This window comes from Kitasatospora sp. NBC_01302, from assembly GCF_035976515.1.
GTDB lineage: Bacteria > Actinomycetota > Actinomycetes > Streptomycetales > Streptomycetaceae > Kitasatospora.
On the sequence record NZ_CP108404.1, the window covers coordinates 4,753,919 to 4,772,189 of the forward strand.

Below are 18,271 nucleotides of genomic sequence, written 5' to 3' on the forward strand. Positions count from 1 at the left end.
CGCGGGCCTTCGCCACCCGCGCCGGGGCGGAGTTCCTCCTGCGGGCCCTGGGGCGGTCGCTACGGGAGCGGGGTGGGCGCCGCCAGGTAGGACTGGGTCCGGGTCACCCAGTAGCCGAAGTCGCCCGGCCCGCTCTGGTCGGTGCCCGAGGTCTCCGGCACCCCGTAGGTGCTGCTCCCGGTGCCCGCGCCGAACAGCACCGCCACCACCCCGGCCGCGGCCGCCTCCGGCAGGTGGGAGCCCCAGCTGACGGTGGATCCGTTCACCGACACCTTCGGGTCACCGCCCGGGTTGGCGCCGTAGAAGGCCAGGTCGTTGCCGCTGCTGGTGAAGGAGTCGCCGTAGAAGAAGGTCGAGGCCGAGTCCTCGTTCTCCTCCGCGGTGGTGTTGTCCAGGTCGGGGAAGCGGCCGGAGGCGTTGAAGTACGTGGGGCTGGGCGTGAGCGTGGAGTTGAGGTGGCCGACCGCGATCTGCCACAGCACCGCCGGCAGGCCCAGCGACTGACGGATCGTCTGGACGTAGAGCAGGTAGTTGCTCCAGTGCGCGGCGTTGAGGTAGCGCACGTCGGCGGCGGGGTTCGGGTCGTGCAGGATCCCGAAGTCCTGGCCCCACTGGTCGAAGGCGACGAAGTCCGCGCGGTAGCCGATGTCGGCGCTCTGCAGGAACGCGGCGACCTGGTCGCCGGTGGCGGTCACCGACTGGCGGCCGGCGCTCCAGCCCATCGTGTCGGTGTCCTTCAACGCGTCGCGCACGCCCCAGGTGTTGACCTGCCACCCGACGAAGGCCGACGGGTCGTACTTCTTGATGGTGTAGTCGATCGCCTCGACCAGGCCCTTGAGGTTGTCGCCGAAGGCCGGGTCCGAGCCGCCGGCCAGCACCCCGGCCGCGTAGGCGGCGCTGGTGGCGGCGGGCATCCGGCTCGCGTCCCCGCCGTACTGGGCGGCGTAGTTCTGCTGCAGGTAGCCGAGCATGTCCGGCTCGACCACCCAGCCCACCGGCTTGCCGGGCGCCGCGGCGTTCGCCGCGCTCGCCGCGTTCTTCAGCGCCTGGAAGTACGTGGTCAGCCAGCTGCTGCTCTGCATGTTGGTGTAGTCGACGCTGGTGCCGTCGATGTTGCCGTTCATCCCGTACTCGACCATGACCGGGGTCATGCCCAGCCGGGCGGAGTGCTGGACCATCGTGGTGGTGGTCGCCGCCCAGTTCGGGAAGTCGTTGCCGACCAGGTACTCGTAGCCGTAGTCCGGCAGCTTCCCGTGCGAGGCCAGGCCGTTGAAGAAGCTGTCGACGCTGCCGCCCGGCGTGTAGACGCTGCCGATCGCCAGGTAGGACGGGTGCCAGGAGGAGCCGACCGGCCCGCCGCCGCTCGGCGTACTGGCGGTGACCGGGGCGCTGGGCGCGGACTCGTGGCCGGCCGCGTCCAGCGCGGTGACCGTGTAGCTGTGGCTGCTGCCCGCGGCCAGGCCGGTGACGGTGGCCGCGGTGGTGCTGCTGGTCGCCACCGCCGCCGAGCCCTCGTAGACCCGGTAGGAGACGGCGGCCGAGCCGGTGGCCGGCTCGCTCCAGGTCAGTGCGATGCTGGCGGGCGTGGTCGCCGAGACCGCGAGGCCGGTGGGGGTGGCCGGCGACTGGGCGGGGCCGCCGCCCGGTCCGGTCAGCGAGACGTCGTCGGCGTCGTAGGTGCCCTCGCCGTACCAGCCGTGCAGGTAGAGGGTGACCGAGGTGGTCGAGGCGTCGGTGGTGAAGCTGGTGGTCAGCTGCTGCCAGCCGTTGGTGCCCGGCGTCCAGGTCGAACTCTGGCCGTTCGCCCCGAGGTAGACGTAGGAGCCCTGGACGTAGGCGGAGAGCGTGTAGGTCGAGTCGGGCTGCACGGCGACGGTCTGGGTGCACTGGGCGTCGTCACTGGCACTGGCCGCACCGGCCAGGGCGTGACTGCCCGCGTGCACCGGCGAGCCGACCACGCTCGCGGTGCCCGGGTCACAGCTCCAGCCGGTCAGATCCCCGCTCTCGAAGCCGGAGTTGACGACCAGATTGGTGGCATCGGCCTGCGCCGGACTGCTCAGCGCGAGCGTGCCGCCCGCTAAGAGTGCTGCCGAACCAAGCATGGCGACAAGGGAGTTGGGCTTGCGCACGGAGTCCTCCGGTGGGGGGCGGCGGGGTGCTGCGAAGCGTACGGTCCCGACAATGGACTAGACCTATAAGGCAGTCAAGGGTTCCGGATCACTTCACCGGCCGCCCGCCGCAGCCGCCCGTGCGCGCGGTCGTCACGAAATCTGACGGACAGTCAGATATGCCAGAATGCCGGAACCGACCCACTGTGAGGAAGAGCCGCCGTGCGCGACGAGACGATCAGCGATTTCCTGGGCCGACTGGCCGACCGGATCCCCGCACCCGGAGGCGGCGCGTCAGCCGCCCTGCAGGCCGCGCAGGCGGCGGCGCTGCTGGCCATGGTGGCCCGCTACAGCACCGGCGAGAAGTACGCGGCGCACGAGGCCGTGGTGGAGCGGATCATCCGGGAGAGCGACGCACTGCGCGAGCGCGCCCTCACCCTGGCCGAGCAGGACGCCGCCGCGTTCGGCGCGGTGACCGACGCCTACCGGCTGCCCAAGGACGACGAGGCCGCCAGGGCCGCCCGCTCGGCCGCCATCGGCCGGGCGCTGGTCGGCGCCGCCCGCCCGCCCGCCGAGGTGATCACCGCCGCGCTGGACGCCGTGGAGCTGGCCGAGACGCTGCTGCCGATCGGCAACCCCAATGTGATCACCGACATCGCCGCCGCCGCCGAGGCGGCTCGCGCCGCGGCCACCACCGCCCGGGTCAACGTGGAGGTCAACCTCGGCGGCATCCGCGAGGAGCGCACCCGCGAGGCGCTGCTGGCCGACACCGCCCGGGTGGACGAGATCGCCGCCCGCGCCGAGCACGTCACCGCCGCGGTCCGGGCGGAGCTCGCCAAGTGAGCGCCACCGTTCTCTCCGGCACCGCACTGGCCGCCTCGATCCGGGCCGAGGCCGCCGCCCGCGCCGGGGAGCTGGCCGCCGCGGGGCGCCGGCCGCACCTGGCCGTGGTCACCGCCACCGACGACGGGTCGAGCGCCTGGTACGTGCGCTCGATCCAGCGCGCGGCGCTGAAGACCGGCCTGGAGTGCACCGTCCACGACCTGGGCGCGGACGCCGCACCGCAGGCGATCCGCGAGCGGTTGACCGGGCTCAGCGCCGATCCGCTGGTGCACGGCCTGATGCTGCAGACCCCGCTGCCGGCCGGCACCACCCTGGAGGAGCTGGCCTCGGCGATCGCCTTCGAGAAGGACGTCGACGGCGCCAACCCGCTCTCGCTGGGCCGCCTGGCCAGCGGTCTGCCGGCCTTCGCCCCGGCCACCGCCGAGGCCGTGGTCGCCCTGCTCGACCACTACAAGGTGCCGCTGAGCGGCCGTCAGGCCGTGGTGGTGGGCCGCTCCACCGTGGTCGGCAAGCCCGCCGCGCACCTGCTGCTGGACCGCGACGCCACGGTGACGGTCTGCCACTCGCGCACCGCCGACCTGGCCGCGGTGACCGGCACCGCCGAGGTGCTGGTGGCCGCGGTGGGCCGGCCCGGACTGATCACGGCCGACCACGTGCGCCCCGGCGCGGTGGTGATCGACGTCGGGACCAACCCCACGCCCGAGGGCGGGCTGGTCGGCGACGTGGCCCCCGGGGCGGCCGAGCGGGCGGGCGCGCTGACCCCGGTGCCCGGCGGGGTGGGACCGGTGACCACCGCACTGCTGCTGCGGCACACGGTGCTGGCCGCCGACCGGGCCGGCTGAGAGCCGTCCCTCAGGAGGCCGAGGCCGAGCGCGCGATGGTGATCACCCGGTCGGTGAGCTGGAGCGTGGCGGCCTCCGGGTCGGCGAAGTCGAGCACCCGCCGGCCGCGCACCACCGCGACCACCAGGTCCGGGCAGGCCCGCGGGCTCTGCCCGGCCTCGGCCCGGGTGACCGGGCGCTCGACCACGTCCAGGCCCCGGCCGTAGGTCAGCAGGTCCTCCATCACCGCGCCCGCGTTCGGGCTGAGCATCGACATACCCAGCAGCCGCCCGGCCGAACTGGAGCTGGTCACCACGACGTCGGCCCCGCTCTGCCGCAGCAGCGGGGCGTTCTCGTCCTCCCGGACGGCGGCGACCACGGTGGCCGACTTGTTCAACTGGCGGGCCGTCAGGGTGACCAGCACCGCCGTGTCGTCGCGCTCGGTGGCCACCACCACCTGGGCGGCCCTCGGCACCTCGGCGCGCAGCAGCGTCTCCGTCCTGGTGGCGTCGCCCACCACGCCCACCAGGCCGTCCAGGGTGGCCTGTTCGATGACCCGGCGCTGCGGGTCCACCACCACGACCGCCTCCTTGGCCATCCCCTGGCCAAGCAGGGTCTGGACCGCGCTGCGCCCCTTGGTCCCGTAGCCGACGATCACGGCGTGGTCGTGCACCTGGGACCTCCAGCGTCCGATCCGCCACTGCCGGCGGGTCCGTTCGGCCAGCACCTCCAGGGTGGTGCCGACCAAGATGATCAGGAAGACCACCCGCAGCGGGGTGATCACCAGGATGTTGGCCAGCCGCGCGCCGTCGCTGACCGGGGTGATGTCGCCGTAGCCGGTGGTGGAGAGGGTGACGGTCGCGTAGTAGGCGGCGTCCAGGAAGCTCAGCCTGGCGTGGGCGTTGTCGTGGTAGCCGTCCCGGTCCAGCCGGACGATCAGCGCGGTGGCGAACAGCACCGCGAGCGCGATCGCGACCCGCAGCGCGACCTGCCGCAGCGGCGGCGCGCTGCCCCGGGCCGGCAGCTCGATCCGGCTGCCCGTCTCGCCGTCGGTGTCCTGGGCACGCCCGGCAGCGCGACGAGGCCCGCGCGGGCGCTGGTCACCGTTGGTCATCCGACCAGCATGCGGGGCCCGGCGGCGGGCGCCCGGGAGGCCGCGGGCGTGTGTCGTGCCGGTCAGCCCGGTACGCCCAGCAGCTCCACCCGCTCCCCCGCCGCCACCCCGCCCGGCGGGACGACCGCCAGCGCCTCGGCGAGCGCCAGCCCGCGCAGCATCGCCGGGCCGTCGAAGGCCAGCGGCACCGGACCGTCCTCGGTCAGGCGCACCGGCAGCAGCCGGGTGTCGCCGGGGTGCCCCGCCAGCCCCCGCACCGCCTTGACCCAGCGGCCCGGCTGCGCCTCGCGCCCGCTGCCGGCGTGCAGCAGCGGCAGCGCCAGCGTGACGGTGCCCGCCACAGCGGCCAGCGGGTTGCCGGGCAGCCCGACCAGGTGGCGGACCCGTCCGTCCGGGCCGGCCGGCGGCAGCTCGGCGAGCAGCATCGGGTGCCCGGGCCGGACCGCGACGCCGTCCACCAGCAGCCGGGCGCCGGCCTCGGCCAGCGCCGTGTGCAGGAAGTCGGCCGGGCCCGCGGCCGTGCCGCCGGTGGTGATGATCAGCTCGGCCGGCGAGCGGCGCACCGCGTCCCGCAGCAGCGCGAAGTCGTCGCGCACCGCGCACTGGCCGATCAGCTCGGCGCCCGAGGCCCGCAGCCACGGCTGCAGCATCGGTCCGAGCGCGTCCCGGACCAGGCCGGGGCCCGGCAGACCGGCCGCCACCACCTCGTCGCCGAGCACCAGCAGCTCCACGGTCGGCGGGCGGCCCACCGTCAGCCGGTCGTAGCCGCAGGCGGCGGCCAGGCCGAGGACGGCCGCGGTGACCGGTGTCCCGGCGGGCAGCAGGTCCTCACCGCGCCGGCACTCCTGGGCCCGGGGCCGCACGTCCTGCCCGGGGGCCAGCGGGCCGGGGCCGGTGGGGTGCAGCGTCCCGGCGCCCCGGGTCGGGTGCGCCACCCGGCCGTGCTCCCGGCGCAGCACCGCGGTGGCGCCGGGCGGCAGTTGCGCGCCGGTGGCGATCTCGGTGGCCCAGCCGTCGGCCAGCGGCGGCGGGGTCCGGCCCGCCAGCACGCGCCCGGCCAGCCGCCACGGGCCGGGGCCGGCCACCGCCCAGCCGTCCATCGCCGAGGTGTCGAAGGCGGGCAGGTCGGTGAGCGCGGCGAGCGGCCCGGCCAGGGTGTGGCCGAGCGCCGCGGCGAGGTCCAGCTCCAGGACCGGCCGCGGCAGCCGGGCGGCGGCCCGCCGGGCGATCGCGCGGGCCTGCGGCCACGGGGCGACCGGGGTGGGGGTGGCCGTCCCGGCGGCGCCGATCGGCGGGGCGGAGGCGTTCACGGCTGGTCGGCCGCCGTCGCGTCGGCCGCCGACCGTGCCACCCACCGCTCGGCCAGCGCGGTGACCTGCCGCACGGCCTCGGTGACCGCGCCGGGGCCACCGCCGCGGGCGGCCGCGGCGTAGCCGACCAGGAAGGTGGTCAGCGGTGCGGCCGGGCGCTCCACCCCGTGCGCGACCACCCTCGCGAGGTCGAGCAGCTCCCGCAGGTCGGCCTCCGGGTCGATGCCCAGCTCGGCCGCCGCCTCGGTCATCCAGTCGTTCAGCGTGCGTTCCATGGTGAACCATGCTGCCGCACACGGCGGCGCCAGGCCCCGCCGTGGTGTTGCGCGGGGGAGATGTTTCGCTCACCGGGGTGTGCGGAGCGCGATGGACTCACCCCTCCACCGCCCGCCCCGGCGTCCGCTGTGCCCCGCGCTCCTCGGCCCGGCGGCGGGCGCGCGCGAGGTCCTCCCAGGTGTCGCAGTCCTGCGACACCCCGTCAGGATCGGCCAGCCGCACCGTGCGCAGGCCGCCGACCAGCCGGCGCAGCGGCCGCCCTGCCGGGTCGCCCAGCGCCGCCAGCGCCGCGCGCAGCGGCGCGGCCCGGTAGGCGGCAGCCAGCGGCTGGTCCCGGCCCTCGGCGTCCACCAGCACCGCGGCCTGCGGGTGCGCGGCGCCGTCCGCGGCGACCGCGGCGGCCAGCACCCGCACCGTGCGCGCGTCCAGGAAGGGCAGGTCGGCGGCGAGCAGCAGCACCACCGGCGCACCCAGCGCGGGCTCGGCCAGGGCGGCCGCGACGGCGGCCACCGGGCCGCCGCCGGGCGGGTCCTCCCTGGTCCAGCGCGGTGCGCCGGTCGTCTCCGGGTGCGTGCCCCGGGGCCCGACCACCACCGTGGTGTCCGCCGCCGCGCAGGCACCCAGCACCCGGTCCAGCAGGCTGCGCCCGCCGACCGTCAGCCGCGGCTTGTCGACGCCGCCGAGCCGGCGGGCGGCACCGCCGGCCAGCACGATCGCGTCGAAGGGCGTGGGCGTGGGGCCACTGGTCATGGGGCCAGTATCGGGCCTTGCGGCGGCTCAGCCCTCGGCCGCCGCCTCGTCCTCCCCGACGGCCCCGGCCGAGTCCTCCCCGCTGGCCGCCCCCGCCGCATCGCCCTCGCCCGCCGCCACCCGCGCGGTGTGCGCCGACGCCGCCGCCGCCAGCACCGGCGGCAGGGTCAGCTCGCCGTACCGCTCGCCGACCGCCGCGATCAGGCCCTCGGGGTCCCCCGGATGCGCGGCCAGCAGCCGGTCGTAGTCCTGCAGGTACTCCCCGGTGAAGGCGAGCACCCGGCCCGCGTCGTCGTCCTGGTCCGGCGCCCGGTGGCCGGCGATCACCCGGGTCACGTCCAGCTCGGCGAGCCGGCCCAGGTTGCGGATCCAGGCGGTGCGCTGCTCGGTGCTGGTGTCGGCGGTCCAGACGTGGGTGCCGTTGAAGACCAGGTCGCCGGCGATCACCGTGCGCGAACCGGGCACGTGCACCACGGTCGAGGTGTCGCAGTCGCCCTGGCCCAGGTAGAGCACCCGGATCAGCTGGCGATCGATCATCAGCGGCTGCGGACGCAGCGGGCGGGGCAGCACCGGGTGCTCGGGGATGTCGTCCCCGTACACCGGGCGCCACTGCCGGACCTTGGCGGCGGCCGTGGCGGCGATGGCGGCCACCACCTGCGGGGCCGCCAGCACGTGCGCCTGCGGGAAGAGCCGCAGCACCTCCTCGGCCCCGAAGTAGTGGTCGGGGTGCGGGTGGGTGATCACCACGGCCAGCAGGTTGCGGCCCTTGCCGGCGATCCACTCGGCCAGTTCACGACCGGCGCTGCGGGTCAGCTGGGCGTCGACCAGGATCGCGTCCCGGGCCCCGATGACCAGGCTGGAGGTGGCGAAGAAGGCCGACTCGGGGCCGATGAAGACCTCGATCGCCAGCGGTGGCCCGGGGCGCCCGGCCGCCTCGGCGCCCACCGGGGCGACGCCGTTGCCGCTCCCCTCGGCGTGCTCCTGCGGCGGTGGCGACGACGTCACTGGCTCTCCCTGGTCCGACGGCCCCCGCGCCCCACCGGGCGGGGGCGCTGTCGGCACCAGCATGGGAGCGGACCCCCCGCACCGCCCGGCAGGCGCGCCCGGGCGGGTGAGCACGCGCCCGGCGCCGGCACGGTCCGTCGCCCCCCCGCGCGACGGGCCGTCAGACGGCGACCGGGCGGCTGCGGTCGACGGGCCGTCAGACGGCGACCGGCTGCGCCAGCCGCTCGGCCAGCGCCCGGCCCTTGGCCGCCGCCTGCTCGAGGGCCTGCGCCTTGGAGGCGTCCGCCAGCTCGATGAACTCGGCCATCGCCGGGTTGACCCGGGCCAGCGTCAGCTCGGCGACCACCAGGTCGACCTCCGCGCCGAGCAGCCCGGTCAGCGCCTTCTCCAGGTAGCTGGTGGCGAACTCGAAGGGCTCGCGCGGGGTGCCGGGCCCGTACGCTCCACCGCGCGAGACGACCACGGTGATCGGCTTGCCGGCGACCGTGCCGCCCTCGCCACCGGTGCGGCCGAACTGCACCACCTGGTCCAGCCAGGCCTTGAGCGAGGACGGGATGCCGAAGTTGTACATCGGCGCGCTGATCAGCACGGCGTCGGCCTGCTCCAGCTCGGTGATCAGCTCCTCGCGCAGCGCCACGGCGGCCCGCTGCTCCTCGGTGTACCCCTCGGGAGCGCTGTACTGGGCGGTGATGGCGGCGGCGCTCAGGTGCGGCACCTGGCTGACGGCGAGGTCGCGGTGGACCACCGTGCCGTCCGGGTGAGCCGCCTGCCACTCCTGGCGGAAGGTCGCCGCGACCTCACGCGAGACCGAGCCCTGGGTCATGGCCGACGAGTCGATGTGCAGCAGCGTGGACATGGCAGTCCCTCCATACCTTGCGATAGTCACTGCCGTTTCGTCGGCAGCTGGCAATAACGTAGCAGCTTACTTTTCTGCAGTCACTATCGGATGGTCGTAGTCTGGAGGCATGGGTGAGCCAGGACGCGGCCGGAGGCGGACATGACGCAGGTGGAGCAGAACACCGAGGTGCCGTCCGCGGTGGAGCTGTGCGCCGCGGCGGCGGTATCGGCGGCCGGCCCGTGCAGCGGCGCCGACGAGGCGCTCACCCGGGTCTTCACGCTGCTGGGAAAGCGCTGGTCAGGGCTGGTGGTCGCGGTCCTCAGCTACCAGCCCGCGTACTTCTCCGAGCTGCGCCGGGCGATCCCGGGGATCAGCGAACGGATGCTCTCCGACCGGCTGACCGAGCTGGCCGAGGCCAAGCTGGTGCTCCGGCAGGTGGACGAGGGGCCGCCGCTGCGGGTGCGCTACGAGCTCACCGAGGCGGGCCGGGCGCTGCGCCCGGCCCTCGACGAGCTGCGCAACTGGGCCGCCACCCACCTGCCCGAGACCCCGCCGCCCTGCTGAACCCGACGCAGTACGGCGCGGACCTGCCACAGTACGAGCCGTCCGCGGACGGCCTTCACGGCTGCCGGACGAAGCCCAGCTCGGTCCAGCGCACGCCGCCCCGCCCGTGCAGGTCCGCGCGCTCGTCCTGGTGCACCGGGCGCAGTCCGAGTTCGGCCGCCTGGGCCAGGACCTCCGCCGTCGGCACCGCGAACATCCGCCGCCCGGCCGGCACCGGCCCCTGCCGCACCGTCATCAGCAGCGTGCCGCCGGGCGCGAGCAGCCCGGCCACGGTGCGCATCGCCGCGGCCCGCTCGCGCGGGGCGAGGTGCATCCAGACCGCGGTGAGCATGATCAGGTCGTAGCGCTCGCCCGCCGCCCCGAGCCGGGGCAGCTCCGGCAGCGCGTCGTCCACCCAGCGCACCGTGCTGCCGGCGTGCAGCCGCCCGCCGTGCGCGCGCAGCGCGGCGGTCGGCTCCACGGCGGTGACCGTGTGCCCCAGGCGGGCCAGCGCGGCGGCGTCCCGGCCGGTCCCGGCGCCCACGTCCAGCACCCGGGACGGCGTGGTCGGCAGCAGGTGCAGCATCCCGCGGTGCACCTGCTCGAAGCCGACCTCCTCGTACTGCTCGGCCAGCGCCGCAGCCGCCTCGGTGTAGCCGGCGGTGCCCGCGGCACCCGCCCCACCGGCCGGCTCCCAGGCGGCCAGCAGCCCCGGCAGCTCGCGCATGTCGTGGAAGACCCGGGCGCCCTCCGCCGCCAGCCGCTCGGCCGGGGTCAGCCCGCCGGCGTAGCCGAGCACCCGCATCCCGGCCGCGCGGGCCGCCCGCACCCCGGCCGTGCTGTCCTCGACCACCACGCAGGCCTGGGGGCGCACGCCCATCCGGGCGGCCGCGTGCAGGAACAGGTCCGGGGCCGGCTTGCCCTGGGCGACCTCGGTGGCGCTGAAGATCCGACCGTCGAAGTAGTCGTACAGGCCGGTGTGCCCCAGCGTGTGACGCATCTTCTGGTGGCCGCCGCTGGAGGCGACACAGGTCGGCAGGCGCAGCGCGGCCATCGCCTGCTCGATGCCGTCGACCGCGGTCAGCCCCTCGTCCACCGCGATCCGGTGCCGCTCCTCGAAGCGGCGCTGCCACTCGGCGGCCACCGGCTCGCCCAGGCGCTCGGCCACCTGTTCGCCGATCGAGGCGGTGGAACGGCCGACGAACCGGTCGATCACCTCCGCCTCGGTCAGCGCCCAGCCCAGCTCGGCGCCGACGGCGACCTGCGCCCGGACGGCGATCGGCTCGCTGTCCACCAGGACGCCGTCACAGTCGAAGATGACCAGCTCGACCGGGAGTTCATCGACGGGCTCAAGTTGCTCACGGTCCATTCCCGCACCCATCTGATCCCCCGTCATCGGCGTTGCGTCCGGGCTGCGGACCGCAGCCAAGAACTGCCGATCCTAGCCACAGCACTCCGCTCCTCAGCGGCCCCGGCCGCTGACAGGCTTCTTCCCACCAGCGCGAACACCAAGAAAGGTAGGGCACCCCCATGAGCACCCCGCCGAGCACCCGGCAGACCGCCTTCGAGATCACCGTCGCCGACGCCCGGATCCCCCGCCGGGTGTCCGGCAGCGGGCCGCGCCTGGTCCTGGTCCACGGCACCCGGTGAGCGCCGCCCGCCGCCTCAGCCGGCGGCCTGCGCGCAGGCCGCCGCCCGGCCCAGCAGCACCGCCCGTTCGCGCTCGTTGCGGGTGAGCGCCGCCGCCCGCTCGAACTCGGCGCGGGCCTCGGCCGGGCGGCCGAGCTTGGCCAGCAGGTCGCCGCGGACGGCGGGCAGCAGGTGGTAGCCGCGCAGCGTCGGCTCATCGGTCAGCTGGTCGAGCAGCGCCAGACCGGTGGCCGGACCGAACGCCATGCCAAGCGCCACCGCGCGGTTCAGCTCCACCACCGGGGACGGCGCCCGGTGGGCCAGCGCCTCGTACAGCGCCGCGATCCGGACCCAGTCGGTCTGCTCGGCGGTGGCCGCCCGCGCGTGGCAGGCGGCGATCGCGGCCTGCAGCGCGTACGGCCCCGGCCGGCCCGCGGCCAGCTCCTCGGCCCGCCCCAGCGCCGTCAGACCGCGGTGGATCAGCAGCTGGTCCCAGCGGCCCCGGTCCTGGTCGAGCAGCAGCACCGGCGCACCGTCCGGTCCGCTGCGCGCCGCCGAGCGGGAGGCCTGGATCTCCATCAGCGCGACCAGTCCGTGCACCTCGGGCTCGGCGGGCATCAGCGCGGCCAGCACCCGGCCCAGCCGCAGCGCGTCCTCGCAGAGACCGGGCCGCATCCAGTCGTCCCCGGCCGTCGCCGCATACCCCTCGTTGAAGATCAGGTAGATGACCTCCAGGACCGAGTCCAGCCGCCCGGCCAGCTCCGCACCGCTCGGCACCTCGAACGGCACCTCGGCCCGGGCCAGTGTCCGCTTGGCCCGCACGATCCGCTGCGCGAGGGTGGCCTCCGGGACCAGGAACGCCCGCGCGATCTCGTCCGTGGTCAGGCCGCCCAGCAGCCGCAGGGTCAGCGCCACCCGCGCCTCGGTGGCGAGCACCGGGTGGCAGGCGGTGAAGACCAGCCGCAGCAGGTCGTCCTCGATCTCCTCGGCCTGCTCGGCGAGCTGCTCGGGCCCCGGGGCCGGCCGGCCGGCCAGCTCGGGGCCGAACCGGTCGAGCTTGCCGGCCAGCCGCTGCTCGCGGCGCACCAGGTCGATCGCCCGCCGCCGCGCGGTGGTCATCAGCCAGGCACCGGGGTTGCGCGGCACGCCCTCGGCGGGCCACTGCTCCAGCGCGGCCACCAGCGCGTCCTGGGCCAGCTCCTCGGCCAGGTCCAGGTCACGGACGATCCGGGTGAGCCCCGCGATCAGCCGCGGCGACTCCATCCGCCACACGGCGGCCACCGTGCGGTGCGCCGGGTCGTCCTCGGGGTGCCGTACCTGGGTACTCGTCACGGCTCCCCATCAGAGCAGCGGCGGCCGGGGCACCGCAAACCCGGCCCGCGACGCCCCGGCCCGCGATGCCCCCGCCCGGTCCGCTACCGCTCGGCCGCCTGCCGCTCCACCTCTTCGCGCAGCGCCTTCTCCCGCTCCACCGCGTCCGGCGGCAGCACCTCGGCGGGGAAGTCGGTGGGCTCGAAGATCTGCCGCAGCTCCAGCACCCCGCCCTCGCCGAACGGCACCCGGCTGGCCCACTGCACGGCCTCCTCGCGCGACTTGACCTGGATCACCCAGTAGCCCGCGATCAGCTCCTTGGCCTCCGCGAACGGGCCGTCGGTCACCGTCGGCTTCCCGCCGGGCCAGGTCACCCGGAAGCCCTTCTCGCTCGGGTGCAGCCCGTCGGCGGCCAGCAGCACGCCGGCCTTCACCAGCTCCTCGTTGTACCGGCTCATCTCCGCGAACACCTCCGGCGGCGGCAGCACGCCCGCCTCGGTGTTCTCGTCGGCCCGTACCAGCATCATGTAGCGCATCTCGCCGGCTCCTTCTCGGTCGCCACGGGTTGGGGGTCCCTCCCCCAGCCTTCACCCGTGCGTCGAACGGGAGCGCGCCGGATCGACAGCCCGGGTGAACTTTTTTCGAGAAGTCCCACAGCCGGGCAGGGCAGGGCCTAGGAGTCTGATGAAGATCTTGAAAACGCGCCCGGCTTGCACCAGTTCGACCTGATTGACATTTACTGGCAATCTGTCGCAAATCGGGCGGTCAGAGCAAGATCTTCAAGAGACTCCTAGTCGCGCGTCATGTCCACGAAGCGCGAGTAGTGGCCCTGGAACGCCACCGTGATGGTCGCTGTCGGGCCGTTTCGGTGCTTGGCCACGATCAGGTCGGCCTCGCCCGCGCGGGGGGACTCCTTCTCGTAGGCGTCCTCGCGGTGGAGCAGGATGACCATGTCGGCGTCCTGCTCGATCGAGCCCGACTCACGCAGGTCGGAGACCATCGGCTTCTTGTCGGTGCGCTGCTCGGGACCACGGTTCAGCTGGGACAGCGCGATCACCGGGACCTCCAGCTCCTTCGCCAGCAGCTTCAGGTTTCGCGACATGTCGGAGACCTCCTGCTGGCGGCTCTCGGCCCGCCGCGAGCCGCCGGACTGCATCAGCTGGAGGTAGTCGATGACCACCAGCTTGAGGTCCTGCCGCTGCTTCAGCCGCCGGCACTTGGCGCGGATCTCCATCATCGACAGGTTCGGCGAGTCGTCGATGTAGAGCGGCGCGGCGGTGACGTCGGGCATCCGCCGGGCCACCCGGGTCCAGTCGTCGTCGGTCATGTTGCCCGAGCGCATGTGGTGCAGCGCCACCCGCGCCTCGGCCGACAGCAGACGCATGGCGATCTCGTTGCGCCCCATTTCGAGCGAGAAGATCACGCTCGGCAGCCCGTTGGTGATCGAACAGGCCCGCGAGAAGTCCAGCGCCAGAGTCGACTTGCCCATCGCGGGACGGGCCGCGATGACGATCATCTGACCGGGGTGCAGGCCGTTGGTGAGCGCGTCGAGGTCGGCGAAGCCGGTCGGGACGCCGGACATCTGGCCCTGCCGGGAGCCGATCGCCTCGATCTCGTCGAGCGCGCCCTCCATGATGTCGGCGAGCGGGGCGTAGTCCTCGCTGGTGCGCTGCTCGGTGACGGCGTAGATCTCGGCCTGGGCGGCGTTGACGATCTCGTCCACGTCGCCCTCGGCGGCGTAGCCCATGCCGGCGATCCGGGTGCCGGCCTCCACCAGCCGGCGCAGCACGGCGCGCTCGTGGACGATCTCCGCGTAGTACTCGGCGTTGGCGGCGGTGGGGACGGAGTTGACCAGGGTGTGCAGGTAGCCGGGGCCGCCGACCCGGGTGAGCTCGCCGCGCTTGGTCAGCTCGCTGGCCACCGTGATCGGGTCGGCCGGCTCGCCGCGGGCGTAGAGGTCGAGGATCGCGCTGTGGATCAGCTCGTGGGCCGGGCGGTAGTAGTCGATCGGCTTCAGGACCTCGACCACGTCCGCGATGGCGTCCTTGGAGAGCAGCATGCCGCCGAGGACCGACTGCTCGGCCGGGATGTCCTGCGGCGGGACCCGCTCGAAGCCCTCCACGGCGCCGTCCCGGCCGGCCTCGCGGTCGCCGTCCTTGTCGCGCTTGCGGAAGTCCTTGCGGAACTCGCCCTTGCCGCCGCCCGCCGCGTCCTTGCCGCGGCCGCGGGAGACCGGCAGGCGGTCGCCGGGGCTGTCGGGGAACCCGTCGCCGGAGCCACCGGGTGCGAACGAGGGTCCGAAGGCGTCGTCGGACGGCTGCCAGTCGTCCTCCGGGGGCGGCGGTACGTCGTGGTCGTCGTACTGGGGGCCGGTCACGCGTGTTCCCCGTTCAGCAAGCGGTGCGAGTGTGGTGCGAAGGTGCGGTGGCCTGGTCGGGCGGACGCGGACACGGTCCGGGCCACCTCCTTCATACGCCACGCGGCCGACGGAACGGCTGCCCGGGTCGGGGCACGGCGCGTCGGATGAGCGACCACGCTAAGGGGCGATCGGGCCTCGGACCAACACGGTTATCCACAGGGGGTGTGGATGGATGGCCCATCACTGTGGACAACTGCCCGAAACCTGTGCACAAGCATGTGGAAGGTCCTGTGGATAACCACACGATCGGCCTGGTGTCAACTCGCTGACCTGCGAGGAGTCTTTCCACCGGCTGTGCATGAGAAATACTTCACACAGCCCGGACGGGCTCTCGTAATGGCCGTAGCTGCTTGTGCTACTTACTAACGGTTGGCTACCGTGTCCGCATGACCGGTGGCCCCACGACCGCGCCCGCCCCCGAGGCCCCCAAGGCCGCGCGGGCCGACCGCCGCCGCCACGACCGCGAGATCCTGGCGCTGGCGGTGCCCGCCTTCGGCGCGCTGGTCGCCGAGCCGCTCTTCCTGCTCGGCGACTCGGCGATCGTCGGCCACCTCGGCACCGCCCAGCTGGCCGGCCTCGGCGTGGCCGGCGCCGCGCTCACCACGCTCACCGGGGTCTTCGTCTTCCTCGCCTACGCCACCACCGCCGCCGTCGCCCGCCGGATCGGCGCCGGGGACCGCAGGGCGGCCGTCCAGCAGGGCGTCGACGGCATCTGGCTGGCCCTGCTGCTCGCGGTGCCCGTCGCACTGCTCGCGCTCGCCCTGGCCCCGCAGCTGGCCCGGCTGCTCGGCGCCTCCGCCACCGCCGCGCCGTACGCGGTCACCTATCTGCGGATCAGCACGCTGGGCATCCCGGCGATGCTGATGGTGCTGGCCGCCACCGGGGTGCTGCGCGGGCTGCAGGACACCCGGACACCGCTGCTGGTGGCCGTCGGCGGCTTCGCCGCCAACCTCTGCCTCAACCTCACCCTGGTCTACGGCGCCGGCCTCGGGGTGGCCGGCTCGGCCTGGGGCACGGTGCTGGCGCAGAACGCGATGGCGGCCGTCTACCTGGCCGTGGTGGTCCGCGGCGCCTGCCGAGAGGGCGCTGTGCTGCGCCCCGACGCGGCCGGCATCCGGGCCTGCGCCCGGGCCGGCGGGCCGCTGATGATCCGCACCCTGAGCCTGCGGGCGGTGCTGCTGCTGGCCACCGCGGTGGCGGCGCGACTGGGCGACCGGGAGCTGGCGGCCCACCAGATAGCGATGGCGCTGTGGAGCTTCCTCGCCTACGCGCTGGACGCGATCGCGATCGCCGGGCAGGCGATCATCGGCCGCTACCTGGGGGCCGGCGACCGCGCGGGAGCCAGGGCCCAGGCCCGGCGGATGGTCGAGTGGGGGCTGGCCGCCGGTGTACTGCTCGGCGTGCTGGTGGTGGCCGCCCGGCCGCTGTACGTCCCGCTCTTCAGCGCCGATCCCGGCGTGAAGTCCCAGCTGGCCGCCGTGCTGCTGCTGGTCGCACTGACCCAGCCGGCCTCGGGTCCGGTCTTCGTGCTGGACGGGGTGCTGACCGGCGCGGGCGACGGCGGCTACCTGGCCTGGGCGATGCTGGGCACCCTGGCCGCCTTCGCACCGGCGGCCCTGGCCGCGCTGCACCTGGGCTGGGGCCTGGCCGGGCTCTGGTGGGCGCTGAACCTCTTCATCCTGGTGCGCTGCGCGTTCCTGGTCGCCCGGCTGCGCACCGGCCGCTGGCTGGTCACCGGCGCCGTCCGGGCCTGACCCACCGCCGCCCTGACCCGCCGCCGCCCCGAGCCGCCGCACGAGCCCGACGACCCACCGCACAAAAAAAGCCGGCGGGCCGGCCCTCCCGCGTGGGGAGGACCGGCCCGCCGGTCGTGCGTTACCGCGACCTGTGTCAGGCAGCGACGACGGCGACGTCGAGGTTGGCCTGGACGTCGGCGTGCAGCTTGACGGTCACCTTGTGGGTGCCCACGGTCTTGATCGGCGAGGCGATCGAGACGGCGCGCTTGTCCACCACCGGGCCGCCGGCGGCCTTGACGGCCTCGACGACGTCGGCCTGGGTGACCGAGCCGAACAGGCGGCCGGCCTCGCCGGAGCGAACGGCCAGCTTGACCTGCAGGCCCTCGAGCTTGCCCTTGAACTCGTTGGCAGCCTCGAGGGTCTGGATCTCGTGCACCTTGCGGGCACGACGGATCGCGTCGACGTCCTTCTGGCCACCCTTGGTCCAGCGGATGGCAAAGCCACGCGGGACCAGGTAGTTGCGGGCGTAGCCGTCCTTGACCTCGACGACCTCGCCGGCGCCGCCGAGACCCGGCACCTCGTGAGTGAGGATGATCTTCATTACTTGGTCACCCTCTCTTAGCGCGCGGTGCTGGTGTAGGGCAGCAGCGCCATCTCACGGCTGTTCTTCACGGCCGTGGCGACGTCACGCTGGTGCTGGGTGCAGTTGCCGGTGACCCGGCGGGCACGGATCTTTCCGCGGTCGGAGATGAACTTCCGCAGCAGGTTCGTGTCCTTGTAGTCAACGTAGTTGACCTTGTCCTTGCAGAAGACGCAAACCTTCTTCTTAGGCTTGCGAGCAGGCGGCTTCGCCATGGTGTGCTCCAAATGGGATCACGATCCGGAACCACCCGATGGGGGTGGTGTCCCGGATCGCACGAAATCTGTCAGCTCTTAGAACGGGGGCTCTTCCGAGTAGCCGCCACCGGACGGGGCACCCCAGCCGCCGCCACCCTGGTTTCCACCAGCGGGCGGGCTGGACGCCCACGGGTCGTCAGCGGGACCGGACTGGCCGCCGCCGGAGGCGTTGCCGCCCCAGCCGCCGCCACTCTGCTGGCCGCCACCGCCGCCCCAGTTGCCCTGGCCGCCACCCTGCTGGCCGCCACCAAAGCCGCCGCCGCCACCGCCCGGCGCACCGGACCGGTTGGCCCGGGTCACCTTGGCGGTCGCCGAGCGCAGGCTCGGGCCGACCTCGTCGACCTCGACCTCGAAGACCGTCCGCTTCTCGCCTTCCTTGGTCTCGTAAGACCGCTGGCGCAGTCGGCCCTGCACGATCACGCGCATGCCGCGCTGCAGCGACTCGGCCACGTTCTCCGCCGGCTGACGCCAGACGTTGCACGTGAGGAAGAGGCTCTCGCCGTCCTTCCACTCGTTCGTCTGACGGTCAAAGGTGCGGGGGGTGGACGCGATGCGGAACTTCGCGACCGCCGCACCCGAGGGGGTGAAACGCAGCTCGGGGTCGTCGACGAGATTGCCGACGAGGGTGATGACGGTCTCGCCTGCCATGGTGTGCTGACCTCTCGGGAGGA

General features: G+C 74.3%; 17 protein-coding genes and 2 pseudogenes. 4 read left to right on the forward strand and 15 right to left on the reverse strand.

All coding sequences use genetic code 11. The annotated features are described in order from the left end of the window. Positions 1-59: 59 nt before the first annotated feature. Complete coding sequence (locus OG294_RS20495) at positions 60-2,102, reverse strand: carbohydrate binding domain-containing protein (protein WP_327067965.1); 2,043 nt, start codon at positions 2,100-2,102, stop codon at positions 60-62. 228 nt (positions 2,103-2,330) lie between these two features. On the opposite strand from OG294_RS20495, the gene OG294_RS20500 reads away from it, so the two are divergent. Next, entirely contained in the window at positions 2,331-2,951 is a 621-nt protein-coding gene (locus OG294_RS20500) for a cyclodeaminase/cyclohydrolase family protein (RefSeq protein ID WP_327067966.1), read from the forward strand. Then, complete coding sequence (locus OG294_RS20505; RefSeq protein WP_327067967.1) at positions 2,948-3,793, forward strand: bifunctional 5,10-methylenetetrahydrofolate dehydrogenase/5,10-methenyltetrahydrofolate cyclohydrolase; 846 nt, start codon at positions 2,948-2,950, stop codon at positions 3,791-3,793. Before OG294_RS20500 ends, OG294_RS20505 begins: the two co-directional genes overlap by 4 nt. Before the next feature lie 10 nt (positions 3,794-3,803). Here OG294_RS20505 and OG294_RS20510 read toward each other — a convergent pair whose 3' ends face one another. The 6 genes and pseudogenes from OG294_RS20510 to OG294_RS20535 all read right to left on the reverse strand — a co-directional run bounded on the left by OG294_RS20510 (position 3,804) and on the right by OG294_RS20535 (position 9,083). Further along, a complete protein-coding gene (locus OG294_RS20510) occupies positions 3,804-4,886 on the reverse strand; it encodes a potassium channel family protein (protein ID WP_327067968.1) in 1,083 nt (360 codons plus the stop codon). Positions 4,887-4,948: 62 nt separating this feature from the next. Then, positions 4,949-6,196, reverse strand: a complete 1,248-nt coding sequence (locus tag OG294_RS20515) for a molybdopterin molybdotransferase MoeA (RefSeq protein ID WP_442789185.1) — start codon at positions 6,194-6,196, stop codon at positions 4,949-4,951. Further along, positions 6,193-6,471 (reverse strand): DUF6457 domain-containing protein, encoded by a 279-nt coding sequence (locus tag OG294_RS20520; protein ID WP_442789186.1) that lies wholly within the window; start codon positions 6,469-6,471, stop codon positions 6,193-6,195. Before OG294_RS20520 ends, OG294_RS20515 begins: the two co-directional genes overlap by 4 nt. A gap of 133 nt (positions 6,472-6,604) precedes the next feature. Then, a pseudogene (mobA, locus tag OG294_RS20525) lies at positions 6,605-7,222 on the reverse strand (molybdenum cofactor guanylyltransferase); the annotation flags it as partial. Between the two features lie 27 nt (positions 7,223-7,249). After that, on the reverse strand, positions 7,250-8,227 hold the full coding sequence (locus OG294_RS20530) for an MBL fold metallo-hydrolase (protein ID WP_327067969.1): 978 nt from the start codon (positions 8,225-8,227) through the stop codon (positions 7,250-7,252). A 196-nt stretch (positions 8,228-8,423) separates the two neighbouring features. Continuing rightward, complete coding sequence (locus tag OG294_RS20535; RefSeq protein ID WP_327067970.1) at positions 8,424-9,083, reverse strand: FMN-dependent NADH-azoreductase; 660 nt, start codon at positions 9,081-9,083, stop codon at positions 8,424-8,426. 141 nt (positions 9,084-9,224) lie between these two features. Here OG294_RS20535 and OG294_RS20540 point away from each other — a divergent pair, with 141 nt between their 5' ends. After that, entirely contained in the window at positions 9,225-9,629 is a 405-nt protein-coding gene (locus tag OG294_RS20540) for a winged helix-turn-helix transcriptional regulator (protein WP_327067971.1), read from the forward strand. Positions 9,630-9,684: 55 nt separating this feature from the next. Here OG294_RS20540 and OG294_RS20545 read toward each other — a convergent pair whose 3' ends face one another. From OG294_RS20545 to dnaB, 5 genes and pseudogenes are all read right to left on the reverse strand, one after another. Next, positions 9,685-10,335, reverse strand: coding sequence for a class I SAM-dependent methyltransferase (locus OG294_RS20545; RefSeq protein WP_327071608.1), 651 nt, complete (start codon positions 10,333-10,335; stop codon positions 9,685-9,687). Further along, positions 10,309-10,977, reverse strand: a pseudogene (locus tag OG294_RS20550) (HAD family hydrolase); the annotation flags it as partial. The gene OG294_RS20545 and the pseudogene OG294_RS20550, both read right to left, overlap by 27 nt. Before the next feature lie 296 nt (positions 10,978-11,273). Continuing rightward, a complete protein-coding gene (locus tag OG294_RS20555) occupies positions 11,274-12,500 on the reverse strand; it encodes an RNA polymerase sigma factor (protein ID WP_327071609.1) in 1,227 nt (408 codons plus the stop codon). A gap of 152 nt (positions 12,501-12,652) precedes the next feature. Further along, the gene (locus tag OG294_RS20560; RefSeq protein WP_327067972.1) at positions 12,653-13,084 is read right to left on the reverse strand and encodes a YciI family protein; all 432 of its coding nucleotides are present in this window, start codon (positions 13,082-13,084) and stop codon (positions 12,653-12,655) included. A 254-nt stretch (positions 13,085-13,338) separates the two neighbouring features. Further along, entirely contained in the window at positions 13,339-14,787 is a 1,449-nt protein-coding gene (gene dnaB / locus OG294_RS20565; protein WP_327071610.1) for a replicative DNA helicase, read from the reverse strand. A 566-nt stretch (positions 14,788-15,353) separates the two neighbouring features. Here dnaB and OG294_RS20570 point away from each other — a divergent pair. After that, the gene (locus OG294_RS20570) at positions 15,354-16,721 is read left to right on the forward strand and encodes an MATE family efflux transporter (protein ID WP_327067973.1); all 1,368 of its coding nucleotides are present in this window, start codon (positions 15,354-15,356) and stop codon (positions 16,719-16,721) included. 136 nt (positions 16,722-16,857) lie between these two features. On the opposite strand, the gene rplI is transcribed toward OG294_RS20570, so the two are convergent. The 3 genes from rplI to OG294_RS20585 form a co-directional block, all read right to left on the reverse strand. Next, positions 16,858-17,304 carry a 50S ribosomal protein L9 gene (rplI, locus tag OG294_RS20575; protein WP_327067974.1) on the reverse strand — a complete coding sequence of 149 codons (447 nt, stop codon included), beginning with the start codon at positions 17,302-17,304 and terminating at the stop codon, positions 16,858-16,860. 17 nt (positions 17,305-17,321) lie between these two features. Continuing rightward, positions 17,322-17,558, reverse strand: coding sequence for a 30S ribosomal protein S18 (gene rpsR, locus OG294_RS20580; RefSeq protein WP_030304537.1), 237 nt, complete (start codon positions 17,556-17,558; stop codon positions 17,322-17,324). 78 nt (positions 17,559-17,636) lie between these two features. Beyond that, positions 17,637-18,248: a single-stranded DNA-binding protein gene (locus OG294_RS20585; protein ID WP_327067975.1), complete on the reverse strand. Its 612-nt coding sequence runs from the start codon at positions 18,246-18,248 to the stop codon at positions 17,637-17,639. Between the last annotated feature and the right edge of the window lie 23 nt (positions 18,249-18,271).